Source organism: Microcoleus sp. w2-18bC1, from assembly GCF_036700365.1.
GTDB lineage: Bacteria > Cyanobacteriota > Cyanobacteriia > Cyanobacteriales > Microcoleaceae > Microcoleus.
Map to the genome: position 1 here is coordinate 1 of NZ_JAUBOS010000092.1, position 18783 is coordinate 18783.

Here is an 18783-nt window from a genome sequence, read left to right on the forward strand (position 1 = left end):
ATTAATTATGAAATGGAACCGAAAGATCAAAAACAAAGGTAACGCGAGTTAATGCAGTTTAGATGTCGAACAGCTTAAGACTTGCCTACGCTCGAAATCTTTTAACCCAAGAACAGAGCGATCGCCTGCATCCCTTATTAAATGAACTTTCACCAAAACTTAATGCTTATCTTAACTCACTAAAACAAAAAGCCAAAGGTTAACAGTCAACAGTCAACAGTCAACAGCCAACAGTCAACAGCCAACAGTCAAATTACCATTTAGGTTGACTTGCTATCAAAAGTGTGGCTGCGATGCTGTCTATCGGCTTTGAGAAAAAGTATCCTTGTCCGTATTCGCATTGCAGAGCTCTAAGTAAATTAAGCTGTTCGCTGGTTTCGATTCCTTCAGCAATTACATCCATACCTAAATGACTGGCTAAAATTAAAATAGTCTGTACAATCGCTTCGTTTCCTTCATCTTCAGTCATGCGGCTGACAAAAGCTCGATCGATTTTTAAAGCATCAGTTGGAAAGGTGTGTAGGCGGCTCAAAGAAGAATAGCCAGTGCCGAAATCGTCAATATATAATTGAATTTCTAAATTTTTCAATTCCGCGAGGATAGCCACTGCTGATTCAGCATTCTCCATGATGACGCCTTCAGTAATTTCTACCTTTAAAGTGCGGGGGTCAAGCTGAGTTTCTTGTAAAATATCGCGAATGCGATCAATTAAATCCGGTTGTTTAAATTGTTGGTTAGAAAGGTTGACGCTGACAGTCAATGGCGGATTTTCTGGAAATTTTTGGTGCCACTGGTGAATCTGATGGCAAGCCGATCGCATCATCCACCAGCCAATAGGTATAATCAATCTAGTTTCTTCTGCTACTAAAATAAACTCGCCAGGAGCTACGACACCCCGCTGCGGGTGATACCACCGCAGCAGCGCTTCAAAACCGCTGATTCTACCAGTAACTAGAGAGACGATGGGCTGATAGTAGAGCTGAAATTCCTGGGAGTCTAAAGCGCGTCGCAGGTCGTTTTCCAGTTGCAAAAGGGCGACGGCGCGAGTGTGCATACTTAAGTCAAAAACTTCGTGGCGAGCTTTGCCCAATCCCTTAGCATGATACATGGCAGCATCTGCATCTCGGAGCAGTTCTTCAGGTCGATCGTACAACATGGGGAACGGGACATTGGGAACAGGAGAGTCGGAAGATAAGCAAGACAAAGAAGTTTCCCGATCGATATTTCCCAGATTTTCGGGACTCGACAGTTTGCTGGTTTCCCTTGAATACCGAGGCAAACCAGAACAAACAATCCCAATGCTAGCACTGGTAAAAACTTGATATTCGTTAAGGTAAAAAGGCTCTGCCAGTTCCGCTTGCACTCGTTCGGCAATCTGGATCGCATCCTCGGTGCTTTTGATATTTTCCAGCAAAATAGCGAATTCGTCGCCGCCAAGACGCGCAACGGTATCTCCAGCGCGCAAACAGATTCCCAGGCGCTGCGCGATCGCGATTAGCAACCGATCGCCCACTAAATGCCCCAAACTGTCGTTAACAACCTTAAAGCGATCAAGATCGATAAACAGCACCGCAAACAAAATTTCGGGGCGGCGTTTTGAAAGATTGATCGCGTGCCCCAAGCGATCCATAAATAAAGCTCGGTTGGGCAAACCGGTTAGCATATCGTGCAAAGCATCGTGTACCAACTTATCTTCTGCTATTTTGCGGAGGGTAATATCTTCGACAGTGCCTTCGTAGTAAAGTAAATTTCCGTCAGGGTCGCGAACTGCCCGGCCGTTCTCGGAAACCCAGATAGTAGTGCCGTCAGCACGGTAAACTTGAGACTCGAACTCAGACACAAAACCTTGTTTTTCGATCGCACGCAAAAACTCGACGCGGCGGTTGGGATCGAGGTAAAGTTGGCGGTCGATGTTGCGTATGTTCGCGATCAATTCGGCAGCCGAGGAGTAGCCGTAAATTCTCGCTAAAGCAGGGTTAGCGCTGAGGTAGCGCCCGTCAGGCGTTATCTGGAAAATTCCTTCGATCGCATTTTCAAAGATACTGCGGTATTTCTCTTCCGCCTGTTGCAGCGCGAATTCTGCCTGCTTGCGATCGGTGATATCGGTCAACGTGCCGAGATAGCCTAGAACTTCCCCGCTTTTCGTCATTTCTGGCACTGCTTGCCAAAATACCCAGGTTGTGAAGTCACCGTTGCAAAAACGGTACTCTAACTTACAGGGCAACTTGTCTATGACAGCGCGATACCACTGGCTCAAAACACGCTCGCGGTCTTCGGGATGCAAACTTTGCGCCCAACCTTCGCCTAGTGCCTTTGGTGCAGTCAGCCCCGCCATCTCCAAAAATCGCTCATTGACGTACAAGCAATCTCCAGCAGCGTCGGCGCGGAAAATCCCGACCGGCAGTATTTTTGCCAAGGTGTAATAGCGGTATTCGCTTTCTAGCAGTGCGCTGGCAGCTACTTTAGTCTCTGTGATGTCAAACATGGCGCCTTGAAGGATGACAGATTTGCTTGCTTCATCGCGAACTGCGGTCGCTTGATCGCGGAACCAGACTACTCGACCGTTGCGGGCGATCGCGCGGTATTCTGAAACCAGCGACCCCTCGCAGAAGATATCTTCTCCATCGGTGAATTTCTGTGTAGCGTTTTCAACTAACACGCGGTCACGGTCTTCTGGGTGAACGAGTTTCAGCCACAGGTCGGGATCGGCTCTCCATTCAGCTACAGAATAACCTAGAAAAGTCTCGATTTGCGGGCTGATGTAAAGTTTGGCAGCCGTGCGGTTGAGGGGAGAAATGTAGGTGACAGCAGGCATTTGTTCTACCAGGGCGCAGTATTTCGCTTCTACAGTGGACAGTGCTGCTTCTAGGCGCTGCCGCTCTAATTCGGCGGCGGCCCGTCCGGCAAAGATGCTGAGAATTAATCGGAATTTGGCAAGATGTGCTTCCACCAGGGGGCGATCGTGGAAAATACAGATAATGCCTAAAGGTTCGCCGTAAGAGTTTTTCAGCAAGACTCCCAGGAAACTGCGCGCACCTGTTACTACCGGTCTGCGGTCTTCTGGAAAAGTTTCCCAGAGGTAGTCGGGACAGGAATACATTCCCCCCTCCAGCACCCGCGCTTCGGGAGTATTGGCGGTGTCGTACTCAAAGTTTGGCTGCTGCTGTCCGTCGCTGCAAAAACTAATAACTTGCAATCTATCGGCAGCAGCATCGGTGCGTGGCTTCGACTTAATCGATTTGGCAGCGACGGCGGTGCGAACTCCCAGTGCTGAGGCTAAGTGGCAAACTAAGGCATCAAAGAACTCTGCTCCCCCCGGCGAATCAGTACCTGCTAGGATTTCGCCCAGCAAATCTTCCTCTAATTGCGCGAAAGCATTAACTTTGGGAGGATTCTCGGCATTCGGGCGATCGGGATTTTCCCCCATCGAACCCGAAATGCTCAGACTTAGGGTTTTGCTATTTCCAGGCCCCACAATAGGCGAAGAATTCACTGTTAGGCGCTGTTGCTTGGGCAAGAATACAGCGCGGCCCACACCTAAAACTTTACCCAAGAAGCTGTCAGTTGCCGGCCACCGATTTGAGTTCGGGAAAATCACAAAGTTTTTCGGCATTTTCACTCCTGCAGATAAATCGTCCGGCTTTAAGTCTGCCAACTGCCGTTGCTCTTTGGCTAGCGGTAGCCTGGAAGGCCTTCGGTGCCACTTGAGATAAATCGCGGACACCACGGCTAAAGTCGCCAATAATCCCAGAAGATATGCAAGAATCTCAAAGTAAAAAAATAAATCTAGATCGAACATCGATTAGCACCGCTCGACAATTGTTGTAGTTATCTGAAGCCAATCTATTTAAAAATAACTAAGTATCGTCACGGATGGGTAACGAATACAAGGTCTGATCGCCGTGAAGGCGACAAGAGAGTTAACAGTTCCCAAAAAACCTGGCAATACTTGACATTACCGAACTTTTTGTGGTTTTTTTCGTACAGGCTGAACCCGTACAGGTGAAATTGTAAACACATATATACGATTGTGGCACTCCTCTAAGGGGGTGAGTTTACGTTTACTTTTCTAATTATATTTAACGCTGCCTTCACATCAGAATTAATTCGACTTTCATTCCAAGACCGAAACCACTCGCGTTTACCGATCTTACCCTGGTAAGACTCTTGCTTACCGACAGGCTCTAAATCCCCAAATCTGCACTTATTTGTATAATATGCTTGTGTAACTATTACCTTGATACCGACTAACTCAGTTTTGCAAGTAATAAATTTTATGGGCTCTGTATGAGGAATGACGCCAAAAATATGATGCTTTTTTTGTAATTTTATATTCGGTTTATTCCTAACCTTTGTGCCAATAATTAACTGGATTATTTTCTCATACTCCAACCGCTTGACAATCAAACTGCTGGTCTGATGAAGGTAGTTTTCTAAGGGCTTGTTTCGATTAAATGTGATTTGCTGGATTTGGCGCGTGGTAGATTTTTTCCGATCTATTTTTGACAGTAAAAATGCTCTGGGCTGATTGAAAGCTTGAGTAATTAATTTGAGATGTTTTTTATCATAAATAGTTGGAGTAAATGTTGGCTTATTAGATGCCAAAGCGACGAAGTTATCAATCCCTAAATCTATACCTTCTCTGAGGTGGTAATTTAAATTCATCAACGTTACAGGCTTTTGATTAGCAACCTCAAAAAAGTAGAGCGCTGTTGCAGAAACTACCCTTACCTTGATGACATCTTGGAATTTTGTAGAAATTATTATGTCACTTTGAGATAAATGAAGTAGTCCTTTATTGAGGTTTATTCCCCTTTTTTCTAGGGATTGGTTATCAGAACTTAACAAGTTACGTGTACAGATTTTATGTTGGTATTGGGGAATGCTGGGTAGGAATGAAAATCGAGGTATATCTAGGTCATAAGCTATTCTTAAATTTTGGCAATCCTCCCAATCATGAACAACTTCTTTGAGACCTTGATTTCTAATTTTAGCCGTGAATGATTGAGATATGTCTCTAGGTTTTAAGATGGCAAATAACTGTCGGATAATTCTAGTGCTACCAACTTTATATCCCGAACTGAAAAAGTGTTTTATCATAAACATTTACCATGATAGTAGAAAATTTTGGACAGAAATGATAAGTCATCAAACTCTTTATAAAACGGATGCTGACGATCTATGTAATGCCTTTCAACAACAATCATAAATTTTGGATAAACGAATTTTTTTTGTTGCTTTGCTAAGCAATATACAATAAAGTTTAGGGATTATCTGATCTAGTGTAACACCCATGATGAAAGCGATTGTTTTTCAAACCCCCGGAAGCCCGTCCGTATTGAAACTGCAAGATATCCCCGCCCCTACTATACAAACAGAAACTGAAGTTTTGGTGCGGTTGCGAGCGGCGGGTATCAATCCGATAGATACTAAGTTGCGATCGCGCGGCACTTTTTACCCCGATAAAGCTCCTCACGTTTTGGGGTGCGACGGTGCTGGAGTCGTAGAGGCTGTCGGTGTTGGTGTGCAAAGTTTCCAAGTAGGAGACGAGGTTTTTTTCTGCAATGGCGGTTTGGGCGGATCGAGGGGTACTTATGCTGAGTTTGCCGTAGTAGACGAACGCTTTCTCGCCCTCAAGCCTGCTGCTTTAAGTTTTGCTGAGGCGGCGGCGGCACCGTTAGTTTTAATTACAGCTTGGGAATCGCTGTACGATCGAGGGCGCTTGCAAGCCGGTCAAAAAGTCCTGGTTCAAGCTGGTGCCGGCGGTGTCGGCCACGTCGCGGTACAGTTGGCGAAGTTGCAGGGTGCAGAGGTTTGCACGACTGTTAGTTCTCAGGAAAAAGCCAATCTTGTCAAGCACCTAGGTGCAGATTCAGTTATTTTATACAAAAATACCAATGTTGTCGATGAGGTTTTGACTTGGACTCAAGGACAAGGAGTTGATTTGGCTTTCGATACAGTCGGGGGAGAAACTTTTTACCAAACTATTCCGGCTGTGAAGATTTATGGAGATTTGGTAACAATTTTGGAACCCGATCCAGGTTTGGGAAATTTGAAAACAGCGAGAATGCGAAATCTGAGAATTAGTCTGGAATTAATGTTAACACCGATGCTGGAAGGTTTGGTGGAGGAACAGGAACAGCAGGCTCATATTTTGCAGAAGTGTGCTCGTTTGTGCGATCGCAACTTGCTAAAAATTCACGTCAGCAAAACTTTCCCTCTCGAAGAAGCGCAAGCCGCTCACGAACTGTTAGAAACAGGCTCAGTAACCGGTAAAATAGTGCTTGAAATTGCGGGTTAAAAATGCGGATGGTTAAATAAGAAATTGACAACTGATATCATGTCCGGTCGAGGAACCACGATTTTTGTAGGTAGGGCGAGTTCACCAAGAATACCAGCCAATAATTCACAATCTCAAAAACCCGCCCCGACCGGGATATTATGGTTAATCGATCGGAAATGATATGAAATTATTGGAGAGAAAGGTGCAAAATCCTGGTTAATAATTTTGAGAGACTTCTGGCTAATTCAACGACCAAGGTAAATCTTTATTTTCTATCAAATCCGTTGGCATCGGAATGATTCATCTGTCTCTTCCGTTTCTCTGTATCCTCTGCGCCCTCTGCGGTTTAATTCGGTTCTATAAACAAGAGCGAAAACCGTATAGGAAAAATGCCGCTGTCGATCGATAAATTTGAAGGTCAACTGCTGAAGTTGACACGACGAAAAGCACGGCCCCGTACCCTAATTGGGGGTAACTAACGGCGATTTACTTGTAACCAAATTTCCAGCGTCACCAGCAGCCACAACTTCAGCCCATAGCGGGGAAAAACTTCCCCACGATAGTTTAGCCACTCGCGGATTAGTGTTCGATCGAGGTAAGGCGCGATCGCCGCATGACGATTCAGCAACAACGATCGCGCTTGCCGCTGCCAATCCCTCAAAAACCACTGCTGCATCGACATCACCATCCCGCTTTTCGGACGGTTGACAATGACATCGGGCAGCAAATCCGCCACAGCAGCCTTGAGAACCGCTTTTTCCTGCGCGCCCGAAAGCTTATATTCTGGCGGAATTTGCAAACTCAGTGCCACCATCCGCGAATCAAACAAAGGCGATCGAGCTTTTAGTCCCGCCGCAGCCGTGAGATTATTTACCTTGGTCAAAATGTAATCGGCTCCCTTAAACTCAATGTTGAGCCGCATCAGCCGATTCAAAAACGTCGTTTCTGTCTGTTGCAATTCCTCAGCAAAGACGGAAGGCGCATTCTTCACCTTTTCCCAAACCTCCGGCTTCAGCAAACGTGGCAAATCCACATAGCATTTTTGAAACGAAGTCAAGTAAGCTGCGATCGGATCTGGTTTACCCTGAATCGAACCGTACAAACTATTCAGCAGCATCGGCTTATTTTTCGGCCCGCCAAAGCACGGATCGCCACCTTCGCCATTCAGTACCACGTCTGCGAATTGCTTTGCCGATCGCCCCAACAGCAAATTGGGAACCGTCAAGCCTTCCCCCACTGGATCATCCATCGCCGCCAGCGTTTCCGGCAGCAACTCCCAAATTTGCTGCGGCGAAACTTCCAAAATGTGGTGCTCAGTGCCACAATGTGCCGCAACGATGTTGGCAAATTCAATCTCGCTGGGATATTGAGCGCCAAAGTGCATCGAAAAAGTGTGTACCGGACGATCATGCAGCCTTGTGGCGATCGCCGCGACGCAACTTGAATCAATACCACCCGAAAGATATGCTGCGACTGGTTCTCCCGCTGGTAGCGCTTCCTGCACCAGTTGTTCCAAAAGCGATCGCACTTGTTGACTGTGCCATTCCAAAGGGCGATCGGCGTTAGTAATTTGCTCCTGTGGCTGCCAGTATCTCTGCGCCTCAATATCCGGTAAGTACAGGTAGCTACCGGGTCGCAACTCTCGCACCGCTTCCCACAGCGTTTGTGTTCCGGGTACAAAGGCACAGCACAAGTAGTCGCGCAAAGCAACTAAATCAAGTTCTCGATCGTGATACGGATTGAGCGATCGCAGTCGGGGCGCAATCCAGCGAGTCGTTCCTGTACGGGTGTAATAGAGGGTTTTGGCTCCGACGCGATCGCGCCCCAGACACAAGGTTTGCTCGTCTCTATCCCACACTGCAAGGGCAAATTGTCCTTCCAGTAAGCTCAGTGTTTTAGTACCGTACTGTTCCCATAGCCGCCCGACGATCGCCAAATCGGTCAATCCATCTGTGTCAATCTGTTGTTTGAGCATGGGAGTGCGATCGAAGCAGCAGTCACCTATCAGCACAAATCGCTGATTGGGGCTGAAGGTGGGTTCAGCTCCGATTATGGCAAAACCGGACGTTTCCCAAGTTGCAGGGTGCGATCGGGCTTCTGGGCCCCAAGCAATCACCCAATTAGGGTAGATAGATTTCTGAGTGTGCATTTTAAATTAGACATCTCCCATAATTATTGTGGAACAGGCATCTTGCCTGTTCAAAACAGGCTTTTCTGCAGATGACTATTACATTAAAAAACGTTTGAAAGTAACTTATAAATCAATCGAAAAATAGCTGTGCCAGCGATCGCACCCAAAGCACCCAACCATCCCACAAATAACACGCCAGTGAGCGGAGAATTCGGATAAATCGCAACAGCCGCCGTCTGTAAAACCGGGAAAAACCACAGCAAAGCCACAGTACCTGCACCAATAATCAACATCTCAGTTTGTTCGATCGCCCTGCGATACTGGCCGTAAATCAAACCCGCCACAATCATCCCCAACAATCCGATACTCAAACCAGGAGAGGGCAGCAAACTCGTCAGGGCGATCGCCAACACCCCTCCCTCAAAACCCGTAAACGCCGCCCCCGACAAAACCTCCCAAATCGAAAAAGTCGCTCTCTGCGAAGGTTGCAGCCCTCCCGGAGGTGTTGCAGGAACCCGTACAGGAGGAGGCAGAGTCGGTTGAAGAGGTATCGGAGGCGGTGCCACCACGACTGTAGGTGGTTGAGAAGGTTGTTGAGGGCCAGACATCAGAGCTGCTTCCACCTCCCTCGCAGATTGAAAACGCTGGCTGGGAGCTGATAATAACATTCGATCGAGAACGTGAGCCAAACGCGAACTTACCTGCACCCGCGACTGCCAATTCCACTCGTTTCTGTAACTATCAAACAACTCCGTCGGCTGCAAACCACTCAGCAAAGTAATGCAAGTCACACCCAAAGCATACAAATCCGTTGCCGGATAAACTTCTTGCCCGCTCATCTGTTCTGGCGGAGCGTAACCCAAAGAATAGATACCAGTCGAAGCTTTGGCACTCCCAACACTTTGTGTTACTTGTTTAACAGCCCCAAAATCTAATAAATAAAGCCGACCGTTTTTACCCCGCATAATATTAGCAGGTTTAATATCTCGGTGAATCGAACCGCGAGAGTGTACAAAATCGAGAACCTTCAAAATTTCCCGCAGCACCTCCACCGTTTCCGCCTCCGAAAACCTGCCTTTAACAGCCTGTTCATCCTCCAAATTTTTACCGTCAATAAATTCTTGAACCAGATAGAAAAACTGATCGTTTTTTCCCGGCTGCAAACTCGTAACAGTCAGCTCAAAAAAAGCCAGCAAACTTGGAATTTGGGAATGTTCGTTTCCCAGTTCTTCCAGCACAGCCGCTTCCCGTTCAAACAGAGTTTGAGCGATTTTTAGCTGGGGCGGAGTCAGACTTACCGAGGGCTGCAAAAGTTTAGCAACGCACTGCCGCATCGCCGGAGTATAGCGGTCTCTGGCCAAAAATGCCGCCCCAAAACCCCCTTGACCCAACAACCTGACGGGCAAATAGCGCCCGCCCAAAATTAGGGGCATCCCGCAAGTCGTGCAAAACTTTTGCTGCACGGTTTTCAGCAGCGAACTGTCATCGAGGTCGGGAAAATAGTTTTGAGGGCGCGGGCAGCCCGGTCGGGTGCAGTAAACTTCCATTTTGGTTTGCTAAGAAGAGGGAAGAGGGAAGAAGGAAGAGGGAAAAAGGAAGAGGGAAGAGGGAAGAAAAAGTGATTGTTAAATCAGATTTCGATTTCTCAACTAACCGCGAACTGCTAACTGCCAGCGACCTAAGAGATTAACTTCCCGCCGAGTTGGGAGTTCCTATTTCTATGAATCCCAAATCGAGCGCCGGAGGCTCTTTCTTCTCCAGGATGGTCGAATAAGTAGCAAACTGGGGCAAAATTTCATTGCTGAAAGCCTCTGCTGCTTTAGACCGGTAGCGGTTGGGGTTGTAAATCAGCGACAAAATGCGAGTTACTAAAACTTCGTCCATTTGAGATTTATGCAAGACGCCCATGAGTAACTCTTTTTCGATCGCCGAAACCGAGACAAAAGCAGCTCCCAGCCCCGACTGAACGGCATTTTTAATGGCTTCGATCGAATTTAGTTCCATCTCTATTTTCAAGCGGCGCGTGTCTATGCCGCAACGAGTCAGTACCTGATCGATTACTTTGCGGATCGTAGACTGCGAATCGAGGGATATAAACTGCAATTTGTAAAGGTCTTCTTTTTGGATAGTTTCTTGTTGTACCATCGGATGAGATGGAGGGAGAATCAGAGCCAGTTCGTCCTCAGCGTAAGGAACAATTTCTAAAGCTTCTACAAGTTCGGTAGGAATCTCTCCGCCAACAATTGCCAAATCGATTTGCCCGTTGGCCACACTCCACGCCGTGCGGCGGGTCGAATGAACGTGAAGTTGTACCGCTACATCCGGGTACTTTTGGCGAAACATCCCAATCATCCGGGGCAGCAAATAGGTTCCCGTTGTTTGAGAAGCGCCGACGATCAAAGTACCCCCTTGGAGATTTTGCAAGTCTTCCAGAGCTCGACAAGTTTCCTGGCAAAGCGATAAAATTTTCTCGCCGTAACTCAGCAGCAGGTGTCCGGCTTCGGTCAGTTGCGCCCGCCGCCCCCCCCGGTCAAACAGCGGCACGTCCAATTGTCTCTCTAAGTTTTGCACCTGCAAGCTAACTGCTGGCTGGGATACATAGAGGCTGTCCGCCGCGCGTTTGAAGCTTCCTTCAGAGGCGATCGCCTTGAGAATGCGTAACTGGTCTAAAGTGAAAGGAAGGTCAGACATATATCTAAATTGTCAGTTGTCAGTTGTCAGTTGTCAGTTGTCAGTTGACGGTTGACTGTAGGCAGCGAACAGCAAACAGCGAACAGTCAACAGCGAACAGTCAACAGCGAACAGCGAACAGTCAACAGCGAACAGTGAACAGTTAACTGACTGATAACCGCTGAATGCTCCCATAGATACTTTGTGACACAAATTGGCCGAGAATCAATAACTTTTCTTAATATTTGCAATGACGATCGACTTGGCGCTTGACTCCCACTTAGTTATTCTGGGCCTGTTACTGGTTTTTGCGATCGCCCACAGCGGTTTAGCAGCCCTCCGGCCCAAAGGTGAAAAGCTGATCGGGCCGAGACTTTACCGCGTTTTGTTTGCCCTTGTCAGTTTGCCGCTAGCCGTCATTCTGATTGTCTACTTTTTCAACCACCGCTACGACGGCGTGCAGCTTTGGCAAGTACAGGGCGTCCCCGGAGTTAAACCGGCAGTTTGGATACTTTCGGCAATTTCCTTTCTGTTTCTGTACCCAGCAACTTTCAACCTCCTAGAAATTGCCGCCGTCCAAAAACCCCAAGTTCACCTCTACGAAACTGGCATCATTCGCATCACCCGTCACCCGCAAATGGTGGGACAACTGATTTGGTGCGTGGCCCACACCCTGTGGATTGGCACTAGCTTTACCCTCGTCACTTCCATCGGTTTGGTACTTCACCACCTGTTCGGAGTGTGGCACGGCGACAGGCGGCTTCAGGCTCGTTTTGGGGATTCCTTTGAAACCATCAAATCTCGAACCTCAATTATTCCTTTTTTGGCAATCCTGCAAAAGCGTCAAACCCTTGATTTGCTAGAGTTTCTGCGCCCTTCCTATCTAGGTGTAGTCATTTTTACGGGCCTGCTGTGGGAAATTCATCCTTTTTTGATGCGTGTCACTAGGAACATATACTGGTAGCATGATCCCTAGGATAGAAAAAAAATTATTAAATTTTGAGGGCTCATGGTGTTGTCGGTTAGCGAACGCACTTTTGCACAAGAGGTGTTTCAAGCCTCTACCCCCGTTTTAGTTCACTTTTCGGCTCCTTGGTGCGGTTTGTGCCGCGCGATCGACCCCACGCTTAAGACTTTTGAGGCACAGTGGGCAGAAAAAGTCAAGCTAGTAGGGGTGAATGCCGATCAATGTTTCAAGTTGGCCCACACTTATCGGCTGACAAGTCTGCCGACGCTGATTTTGTTTGAGGGCGATAAAGTTCGATTTAGATTGGAAGACTACAAAGGACGCGAGGAACTGCGGCGGACTCTGGATTCCTGGATGCTGGCGGCTCACGTAGCTTCCCCATCTCAACGGCTGCAACTTCAGGAAGTAGCCAACCGGTAATGGTTCCAAGGCATTCGGCTCTTGTGTAGAAGGCATTCGGCTTTTATGTCGGAAGCAGAAGGCATTCCCCATTTGTCAATCAACCATCGGACACCAAAATAAATCTCGCAGTCTTGAACGCACAGGACTGTGAGATTTGTCCTATAGTTTCCCTTGCCACAGGAATAATAATTTTCGGAGTAGGGTGCGATCGTCTCGCTGGCGATGAAAAAAGTAGTGCGATCGTCTTGCTCGCGATTGCACTCAGGTATAGCAATACTTAAAGAATTGGATCAAGTATTTTGGCCCAGTGGCGCAGGCGTGTGTCACAATTGTTTACAGTTTTGGCAATATCTAGTAGAAACTTTAAACTACCTATCAGTCATGGAACTGCTTTATCAATATGCTTGGCTGATTCCAGTCCTGCCACTGGCAGGCGCAATGCTAGTAGGTCTAGGCTTAATCACCTTTAACCAGGCAACCAACAAGCTCCGACAAGCGAATGCGATATTAATCGTCTCCGCACTCGGCGGGTCAATGGTACTCTCCTTCGCATTGCTGTGGAGTCAACTACAGGGCCACGCACCCTACACCCGCAGTATTCAGTGGGCTTCTGCTGGCGACTTCTCGCTGAATATGGGCTATATTATCGACCCCCTAACGTCGGTGATGCTGGCGATCGTCACTACGGTCGCCTTTTTGGTGATGATTTACACCGACGGCTACATGGCTCACGACGACGGGTACGTGCGCTTTTACGCCTACCTGAGCATCTTCAGCGCCTCGATGTTGGGTCTGGTAATCAGCCCGAACATCGTTCAGATTTACATTTTCTGGGAACTTGTAGGTATGTGTTCGTACCTGCTAGTCGGATTTTGGTACGATCGCAAACCCGCTGCTGACGCTTGCCAAAAAGCTTTTGTCACCAACCGCGTCGGCGACTTCGGCCTGCTGCTGGGCATCCTCGGCATTTACTGGGCCACCGGCAGCTTTGAATTTGAGGTGATGGGCGAACGCCTGCACTCCTTAGTCGAATCCGGTGCTCTTTCGGCGACTCTGGCGACAATCTTCGGCGTCCTGATATTTTTGGGCCCAGCAGCCAAATCCGCTCAATTCCCCCTCCACGTCTGGCTCCCAGACGCAATGGAAGGCCCGACACCGATTTCTGCCTTAATCCACGCCGCGACAATGGTAGCCGCGGGCGTATTCCTGATTGCTCGGATGTACCCGGTGTTTGAAGGGCTGCCGGCAGTCATGAATTTGATCGCCTGCACCGGCTGTTTTACGGCATTTATGGGTGCTTCGATCGCGATTACCCAAAATGACATCAAAAAAGGCCTCGCCTACTCCACCATCTCCCAACTCGGCTACATGGTGATGGCAATGGGCGTCGGCGCTTACAGTGCCGGACTTTTCCACTTGATGACCCACGCTTATTTCAAAGCAATGCTGTTCCTGTGTTCAGGTTCAGTCATTCACGGTATGGAAGCAGTTGTAGGCCACAACCCCGCACTCGCGCAAGATATGCGAGTCATGGGCGGCTTGCGGAAATATATGCCGATTACCGCTTCTTGCTTTTTAATCGGTAATTTGGCAATCTGCGGAATTCCGCCGTTTGCTGGTTTTTGGTCAAAAGACGAAATCCTCGCCAGCGCCTTCGCAGCAAATCCCGCTTTGTGGGCTGTTAGCTGGTTGACGGCGGGGATGACCGCGTTTTATATGTTCCGGATGTATTTCAGCACCTTTGAGGGCGAATTCCGAGGAAATGACAGCGCCATCAAGCGGCAACTCTTGCAACCCGGTCTTGTTTTTGGCCCGGGAGCGATGAACGTTAAGGAATTGGCCTCAACTGACGACAGTCACGATGAGCACGACCATTTGCCTCACGAATCTCCTCTGACAATGGCTCTGCCGCTAGTGTTGCTGGCAGTACCTTCTGTGTTTATCGGTTTTCTCGGTACGCCGTTTGCCAATTATTTCGAGCAGTTTGTTCGCGCTCCTGGCGAGTCTCTCGAAGAAGTTTTGGAACACGCTGCTGAGTTCAATTTGACGGAATTTTTGATTATGGGTGGAAGCTCTGTAGGTATTGCTTTGCTGGGCATTACTTTGGCTTCTCTGATGTATTTGAGCCGTAAAATTGACCCAAGTGCGATCGCCCAAAAAATCAAACCGCTTTACGAGTTCTCCCTGAACAAGTGGTATCTCGACGATATCAACGATTTTCTCTTTGTCAAAGGCAGTCGCCGTTTAGCGCGGCAAGTCATGGAAGTGGATTTGCGAGTCGTCGATGGTGTCGTCAACTTAACAGGGTTTATCACTCTAGTTAGCGGCGAAGGTTTGAAATACTTTGAGAGCGGTCGCGCTCAATTTTATGCCTTGATTGTGTTTGTCGCAGTTCTGGGTTTTGCGATCGTTTCTGGAGTCAGTTAAATCGGTAGGGACACGGCATTTAGTGTCAACTTAATGTCAAACCGACTGTATCTCTTGTTTGTCTCGAAGTCTAGATCCCCCCTAACCCCCCTTGATAAGGGGGGAACAAGAGTATTCTCTCAAAGTCCCCCTTCTTAAGGGGGATTTAGGGGGATATGAACTGGGCGAGCAACGAAAGATACAAAAGTTTTTAGGGTTAATTTTACACGCTTTGGGCATTGCCGTATCCCCACTAGGAGATATTTTTAGAAATGGTATTAGCTCAAGAACTCAGAATTGACAATTAGCAAATAGAAATAAATCTTTCATTAAACTTAACTGTTGCGATCGCATAATTTGTCCAAATAAGAGCAAAAAAATTTGTTACGTATAAAGAAAGTATAAAATTTAGGCTAAAATTGGCAAAATGTGTTTAAACCTAATAACTGATGGATCATTTTAAAACGCAATGGATACAGCTAACTTTCCCTGGTTAACAACAACAATTCTGTTTCCCATTGCTGCGTCCTTGTTGATTCCTTTAATTCCCGATAAGGATGGCAAGACGGTGCGGTGGTATGCCCTAATTGTGGGTTTGATCGATTTTGCCCTACTTGTTTACGCTTTTTACACTCAGTACGACTTCAGCAATCCAGATTTGCAACTGGTAGAAAGCTATACTTGGGTGCAGCAACTCGATTTGAACTGGTCTGTGGGTGCTGACGGTTTATCGATGCCGCTGATTTTGCTGACTGGTTTTATTACTACTCTGGCTACTTTAGCGGCTTGGCCGGTCACATTTAAACCGAAGCTTTTTTACTTTTTGATGCTGACAATGTACGGCGGCCAAATCGCAGTTTTTGCCGTACAGGATATGTTGCTGTTTTTCCTAGTTTGGGAACTGGAATTAGTCCCGATTTACCTGATTTTGTCCATCTGGGGCGGCAAAAAACGCCTCTACGCAGCAACTAAGTTTATTCTATACACCGCAGGCGGTTCGCTGTTTATTTTGCTGGGCGCGCTGACGATGGCGTTTTACGGCGATACGGTGACTTTCGATATGCGGGCGATCGCAGCTAAAGATTATGCCCCCACTGTAGAATTGCTCCTGTATACAGGTTTCTTAATAGCTTACGGCGTCAAACTGCCAATTTTTCCCCTGCACACTTGGCTCCCTGACGCTCACGGCGAAGCAACCGCACCCGCCCACATGTTGCTAGCAGGAATTCTGCTAAAAATGGGCGGTTACGCTTTACTGCGGATGAATGCGGGTATGCTCCCAGATGCTCACGCTACCTTCGCGCCCATCTTGGTAATTTTGGGTGTGGTTAACATTGTTTACGCGGCATTAACTTCTTTTGCTCAGCGAAATTTGAAGCGGAAAATTGCTTATTCTTCGATTTCGCACATGGGGTTTGTGCTGATTGGGATAGCTTCGTTTACCGATTTGGGAATGAGCGGTGCAATGCTGCAAATGGTTTCCCACGGTTTAATTGGGGCGAGTTTGTTCTTCATGGTGGGTTGCACTTACGATCGTACTCATACGCTCATGCTGGACGAAATGGGCGGTGTAGGACAGAAAATGCGTAAGGTTTTTGCCATGTGGACTGCTTGTTCTATGGCTTCTTTGGCTTTGCCGGGAATGAGCGGTTTTGTAGCAGAATTGATGGTGTTTGTAGGTTTTGCAACGAGCGATGCTTACAATCCTGTGTTTAAGGTTTGTGTGGTATTTCTAGCTGCTGTCGGGGTGATTTTGACTCCGATTTATCTGCTGTCGATGCTGCGTGAAATCTTCTACGGGCCTGAAAATAAGGAATTGTCCGATCACGAAGAATTGGTGGATGCGGAACCGCGAGAAGTGTTTATTATTGCGGCTCTGTTAGTGCCGATTATTGGTATTGGTTTGTATCCGAAGATGCTGACTCAGGTTTACGATGCGACTACTGTACAGTTGACTGCAAGATTGCGGGATTCTGTGCCGTCGCTTGTGGCTAAGGCTGCTGCGGATAAAACTGTGTCTCTGCGTGCTCCGGCGATCGAGCCGAGTAAGTTGTGATTTAAACTGCATTTAGGAAGAAAACCCCCAAACTTGATTTTTAAAATGGTTTGGGGGTTTTCTATATACCGGATCGAAGTAAATCGATTAGATTGGGATTTTTAAACCGCAGATTTCAGCAGATAAACACAGATGAACGCTGATGTGATTTTCAGTATTGTCGTTCCTCAAAAAGCATAAAAGAGCTTGATAGGCTATGTTCAATGTTGCAACTGCAATATAATTAATAGTTGGGCCACATAAAAAGTTTTAGCCTAAGAGGGAGACGGAAAAATGAGTGACGACATACTTGGCTCGAAAGATGCGGTCGTGCTCTCAGCGGAAAGCATGAATAGCGATGATATCCGCGCGACGATCCAATCAAATATTGACTTTGTGAATGCACTATTTGAAGAGCTTCTGAATCTCTCAGAAATTTCTCACGACGCACTCCTCAGTTACTACGTTGATTATTACCTCGGGCAGGTGAATAATGGTGGTTTTGCTCAGTTTGTCTATAACACAAGGTGGCAGCCTGCGGTCATCGCGCTAGTTAAAGAAGGCCTTGGGCAAATCGGCGCGACACAACATACCGATCTTTTTGCAAAAGGAGAGGCGCTGGTTACAGCAGGAAAGACAAAGTTAGCATCGTTCTTTTCGAGTGGGTTATTCGGCGAAAATGCTGAGAGAGACAGGCTAAATGGCATCAATGAGGACTTTTATTCGATCGCACAAGAGGAGAGTCTCGAACGATTAAATGCTAACTGGTTAAAAGCGCGCCCCGGCCTGATTGTTGTAGCAGAAGATCGAATCCAACAGGAAGTCACTCGACGAGCATTGAGTATTTCCGATCGCGAGGCCCGGCTCGCCCAGGCCAGTGCTGCCGAGCCGAAATACATTAAACTGATACGAGCCTTGTGTGATGCAGCCGGCCATAAGCTTGAGCGCGTTACGGCAGGCGATACTATGAATGAGTACGGTGGCAAAAGAATAGTCGCTTGGCACTTTATTACTGACAATGGGCATCACTTTATGGTGGAGGCTGACGGGAAGGCAATGATGTTTTCTGGAAAGCCCGAGGAACAGATTGCGGAGCTGGTAGTGGTATAACTATGTAGCCAAATTAATAGTTAGGTTGATGCACTATCTTTTTTAGTCTTTACTCTTAATTGTTCTTATTTCTATACTTGCTAGAATAAAAGGGAATACTAACCAAACGGCAAAGCGTTATTGTTCGGCCAAGAGTGCGATATTTGTTAAGGGCGATCGAAGTGTTAGACCGCAACTACAGTATAATTAATAGTCATGCCATGTGAGTTATCTTTTCAGGCATAATTGTAAGGTTACTGGTGGGTAACGAAGATTTATGAGCGATTCAGAAGCATTTTCACCCAACTACATTACTGCACGAGAGCGATTTCGATCAGCATCTTCATCTTTGGGTTATCAGCACACAGCCTATCCAATTGATCAGGTGAGTCCAACTGGTGAAGAATTAACTATTGATGTGGCGATCGGTGGTTCTTCCAACCCACGACGATGTGTAGTCATTTCTAGTGGCTTGCATGGAGTAGAAGGCTTTTTGGGTTCGGCAATCCAACTTACCTTGTTAGAAAAGCACCAACTTCTCACATCCTTGTCACCTGATATTAAGGTTGTATTTATTCATGCTCTGAATCCTTATGGTTTTGCATGCCGACGACGTTGGAATGAAAATAACATAGACTTAAACCGTAACTTTTTATTATCTGAAGAAGTTTTTGAGGGTAGCCCAAAGGACTATCCTAAATTCAATTCCTTTCTAAATCCAACTGTATCGGCTCAATAAGTAGGGGTAGCAGTTATTCTAGTTGCCAAGATAAGCCCAAGGGATGAAGAGAAGACTTGGA

13 protein-coding genes are annotated in these 18783 nt (G+C 47.1%); 8 read left to right on the top strand and 5 right to left on the bottom strand.

Annotated elements, in window-relative coordinates:
• The first annotated feature begins 62 nt into the window (after positions 1–62).
• On the top strand, positions 63–203 hold the full coding sequence (locus QT979_RS26780) for a hypothetical protein (protein ID WP_333312181.1): 141 nt from the start codon (positions 63–65) through the stop codon (positions 201–203).
• A gap of 50 nt (positions 204–253) precedes the next feature.
• Here QT979_RS26780 and QT979_RS26785 read toward each other — a convergent pair whose 3' ends face one another.
• Together QT979_RS26785 and QT979_RS26790 are read right to left on the bottom strand one after the other, a co-directional pair.
• On the bottom strand, positions 254–3799 hold the full coding sequence (locus QT979_RS26785; protein ID WP_333312182.1) for an EAL domain-containing protein: 3546 nt from the start codon (positions 3797–3799) through the stop codon (positions 254–256).
• A gap of 242 nt (positions 3800–4041) precedes the next feature.
• On the bottom strand, positions 4042–5100 hold the full coding sequence (locus tag QT979_RS26790; RefSeq protein WP_333312183.1) for a transposase: 1059 nt from the start codon (positions 5098–5100) through the stop codon (positions 4042–4044).
• A gap of 196 nt (positions 5101–5296) precedes the next feature.
• Here QT979_RS26790 and QT979_RS26795 point away from each other — a divergent pair, with 196 nt between their 5' ends.
• Entirely contained in the window at positions 5297–6301 is a 1005-nt protein-coding gene (locus QT979_RS26795) for a zinc-dependent alcohol dehydrogenase family protein (protein ID WP_333312188.1), read from the top strand.
• A 457-nt stretch (positions 6302–6758) separates the two neighbouring features.
• On the opposite strand, the gene QT979_RS26800 is transcribed toward QT979_RS26795, so the two are convergent.
• From QT979_RS26800 to QT979_RS26810, 3 genes are all read right to left on the bottom strand, one after another.
• Positions 6759–8432: an asparagine synthase-related protein gene (locus tag QT979_RS26800; RefSeq protein ID WP_333312184.1), complete on the bottom strand. Its 1674-nt coding sequence runs from the start codon at positions 8430–8432 to the stop codon at positions 6759–6761.
• 83 nt (positions 8433–8515) lie between these two features.
• Positions 8516–9961, bottom strand: a complete 1446-nt coding sequence (locus QT979_RS26805; protein ID WP_333312185.1) for a serine/threonine-protein kinase — start codon at positions 9959–9961, stop codon at positions 8516–8518.
• Positions 9962–10100: 139 nt separating this feature from the next.
• On the bottom strand, positions 10101–11105 hold the full coding sequence (locus tag QT979_RS26810; RefSeq protein WP_333054398.1) for a LysR family transcriptional regulator: 1005 nt from the start codon (positions 11103–11105) through the stop codon (positions 10101–10103).
• A 229-nt stretch (positions 11106–11334) separates the two neighbouring features.
• Between QT979_RS26810 and QT979_RS26815 the strand changes: the two genes are divergently transcribed.
• The 6 genes from QT979_RS26815 to QT979_RS26840 all read left to right on the top strand — a co-directional run bounded on the left by QT979_RS26815 (position 11335) and on the right by QT979_RS26840 (position 18722).
• The gene (locus QT979_RS26815; RefSeq protein ID WP_333210840.1) at positions 11335–12048 is read left to right on the top strand and encodes an NnrU family protein; all 714 of its coding nucleotides are present in this window, start codon (positions 11335–11337) and stop codon (positions 12046–12048) included.
• Between the two features lie 45 nt (positions 12049–12093).
• Complete coding sequence (locus tag QT979_RS26820; RefSeq protein WP_333135247.1) at positions 12094–12471, top strand: thioredoxin family protein; 378 nt, start codon at positions 12094–12096, stop codon at positions 12469–12471.
• A 363-nt stretch (positions 12472–12834) separates the two neighbouring features.
• Positions 12835–14880: an NAD(P)H-quinone oxidoreductase subunit 5 gene (locus tag QT979_RS26825; RefSeq protein ID WP_333210842.1), complete on the top strand. Its 2046-nt coding sequence runs from the start codon at positions 12835–12837 to the stop codon at positions 14878–14880.
• A gap of 448 nt (positions 14881–15328) precedes the next feature.
• On the top strand, positions 15329–16915 hold the full coding sequence (ndhD1, locus tag QT979_RS26830; RefSeq protein WP_445304814.1) for a photosynthetic/respiratory NAD(P)H-quinone oxidoreductase subunit D1: 1587 nt from the start codon (positions 15329–15331) through the stop codon (positions 16913–16915).
• 273 nt (positions 16916–17188) lie between these two features.
• Positions 17189–18004: a DMP19 family protein gene (locus QT979_RS26835; protein WP_333312186.1), complete on the top strand. Its 816-nt coding sequence runs from the start codon at positions 17189–17191 to the stop codon at positions 18002–18004.
• A gap of 256 nt (positions 18005–18260) precedes the next feature.
• On the top strand, positions 18261–18722 hold the full coding sequence (locus tag QT979_RS26840; protein WP_333312187.1) for a DUF2817 domain-containing protein: 462 nt from the start codon (positions 18261–18263) through the stop codon (positions 18720–18722).
• Positions 18723–18783 lie beyond the last annotated feature (61 nt).